The organism is Herbaspirillum sp. B65 (assembly GCF_000333555.1).
Lineage (GTDB): Bacteria > Pseudomonadota > Gammaproteobacteria > Burkholderiales > Burkholderiaceae_D > Herbaspirillum > Herbaspirillum rubrisubalbicans.
On the sequence record NZ_BADI01001033.1, the window covers coordinates 1 to 2130 of the forward strand.

The 2130-nt window shown below is 64.4% G+C and carries 4 protein-coding genes; 2 read left to right on the forward strand and 2 right to left on the reverse strand.

Annotated elements, in window-relative coordinates; all coding sequences use genetic code 11:
* Both I5W_RS24335 and I5W_RS24340 read left to right on the forward strand, forming a co-directional pair.
* Positions 1–342 (forward strand): ZIP family metal transporter (locus I5W_RS24335; protein WP_044531184.1); only part of this gene is annotated, 342 nt, incomplete at its 5' end.
* 10 nt (positions 343–352) lie between these two features.
* On the forward strand, positions 353–883 hold the full coding sequence (locus I5W_RS24340) for a hypothetical protein (RefSeq protein WP_044531185.1): 531 nt from the start codon (positions 353–355) through the stop codon (positions 881–883).
* Positions 884–945: 62 nt separating this feature from the next.
* On the opposite strand, the gene I5W_RS24345 is transcribed toward I5W_RS24340, so the two are convergent.
* Positions 946–1437, reverse strand: a complete 492-nt coding sequence (locus tag I5W_RS24345; protein ID WP_017455304.1) for a YciE/YciF ferroxidase family protein — start codon at positions 1435–1437, stop codon at positions 946–948.
* Positions 1438–1543: 106 nt separating this feature from the next.
* Complete coding sequence (locus I5W_RS24350; protein ID WP_017455303.1) at positions 1544–1756, reverse strand: KGG domain-containing protein; 213 nt, start codon at positions 1754–1756, stop codon at positions 1544–1546.
* Between the last annotated feature and the right edge of the window lie 374 nt (positions 1757–2130).

Genomic DNA, 2130 nt, shown 5'->3' on the forward strand with positions numbered 1-2130 from the left:
GCTTCGGTGCTGACCTTCGGCATCGCCTTGCAGGACATCCCGGAAGGCATGATCGTAGCCACCGCCTTGCGCGGCATCGGTTATGCGCGCGGCGACGCCATCGGCTGCGGCATCCTCTCGGGACTGGTGGAACCGTTGGCGGCCGTGGCGGGAGCGGCCGTGGTGTCGCTCTCGGCTGCCATGCAGCCATGGGCGCTGGGGGGCGCGGCCGGGGCCATGCTGTTCGTGCTGGCGCATGAGGTGATTCCCGATCCGCATCGGCGCCATGATGGGCTGGCGGCTACCTGCTGTCTCATCGTCGGCTTCGTGCTGATGATGGTGATGGATACGGCCTTGTCGTGAGGAGCGAGCCATGCGCAGTGATGCACCCCACGACGATGCGCCGACGCTGACCTATGTGCAATTGTGGCAGGGGGCCGAGGTGCTCATCCGCAAAGGTGGCGAAGAGGAAGCGGGCTCGCGCTGGGTGTTCCTGTCGGCATTGCTGATGCTCTCGCTGTGCCTGGAAGCCTATCTCAACCATGTCGGGCCGCTGCTGTTCGGTGCCTCCTGGAGCGAGGGCGATCAGGCACCCGCGACCAAGGATGCCAAGGCCCGCTTGCGCTTGGTCTGTGCCGCCTGTGGCGTGGCGCTGGAAGCCCCGCACAAATACCGTACCGTCGCGCTGACCTTGCTGGAGCTGCGTGCCAGTCTGGCCGAGGCGACCCAGGTGCGACTGCCGCCGCTGGAGTCCGAGCAGCGGCGCGGGGCGGAGCCGGACCCGGCCTGGAGCCCCTACTGCCGGCGCAATGTGGTGCTCGACTATCGCAGCCAGTTGCGGCTGCTGTTGGGCCGCTTGCAGGCGGGCCTGCCGGCGCAGGCGCGCTCGTCCCTGCTGATCTGAACAAGAGGCCGGTCCCTGCGGGAGTCGGCCTCTTCTGCTACTGCATTTTTGCTGCTGCCTGCTCAGGCGGCGACTTTCTCGTTGACCTGTTGCAGGGCCAGCTTGCTCAGCTTCTGGTCGGTGGCCTTTTCTTCCTGCAGGGTTTCATCGAGCAGCTTGGCGGCCTCGTCCAACCCCAGTTGCTTGGCCAGCGCGCACAGGGTGCCGTAGGTGGCGATCTCGTAGTGTTCCACCTTTTGCGCCGCGCCGATCAGGGCGGCATCCAGGACCGGGCCCTTTTCGATCTCATCGATCTGTTCCCGTCCTTCTTCCACCAGGCCTTCCATGGCCACGCACTTGATGCGCTTCAAGCGCAGGTCGGCGCCTTCCACCAGACGGTCGATGCGTTCGACCTGGCCCTGGGTTTCTTCCAGGTGCTGCTCGAAGGCCTGACGCAGCTCGGGTGTAGTGGCCGCGCGGGCTAGTCGCGGCAGGGCGCGGGTGAGCTGCTTTTCGGCGCTGTAGACGTCGGAGAGACTATGGATGAAGAGGTCTTTCAAGGTCTTGACGGTCATGCTGATCTCCTGGAAATGAAATGAGTTCTAGGCAGTGGCGAAGGCGGCGGCAGGCAATCAAAAAGGGCCCCGCAGGGCCCTCTGCCAACACACGGGGTGCCAGGTGTTAGCGGTTGTTGCCGCTATTGCCCTGGTTGCCGCCATGGCTGTTCTGGCCGCCCTTGCGGCCGGCTTCACGGGCTTCTTCGGAGGTGAACTCGTGGGCCGTGCCCTTTTCGTGAGCGGCCTTGCCGCCCTGGCTGGCGATTTCGCGCTGCTTGTTTTCATCCATCGAAGCGAAGCCGCGGTTGCTGGTCGAGCCTTGGTTTTGGTTTGCCATGGTGTATCTCCTTTTGAGGGTGAACAATTGCGCAGGGCTTGATCTGCCCTACGAGTCCTCATCTTAGGGAGGGCCGCATGTTAGCGATATCAGCGTAGCGCTCAACGAGGAGGTGAGGCGTGCTGTCAGCGATGCCAGCATCCGTGAAGAAGAGCCTGAGCGCGACGGAACGAAAAGGCGGCCAGGCACTCAATGGCTTGTTCACCGTCACGCCAGCGTGACCGGCACAGCTAGGGCCTGTTCACATTTAATCTGCGAGTGCGAGAGGTCGCCAAGCGTTGACTGCCTAGGCGCAGCGACGCGCCGTGGTGGTGCCACGGCAAGGAGCTGCAACAACGGCAGGCGACGCTTGGCGGCCTCTCCCGGAGGGGTGC

Coding starts and splice junctions, on each gene's coding strand:
- I5W_RS24350 (WP_017455303.1), bottom strand. CDS start 1,756: ATGGCAAACCAAAACCAAGGCTCGACCAGCAACCGCGGCTTCGCTTCG.
- I5W_RS24345 (WP_017455304.1), bottom strand. CDS start 1,437: ATGACCGTCAAGACCTTGAAAGACCTCTTCATCCATAGTCTCTCCGAC.
- I5W_RS24340 (WP_044531185.1), top strand. CDS start 353: ATGCGCAGTGATGCACCCCACGACGATGCGCCGACGCTGACCTATGTG.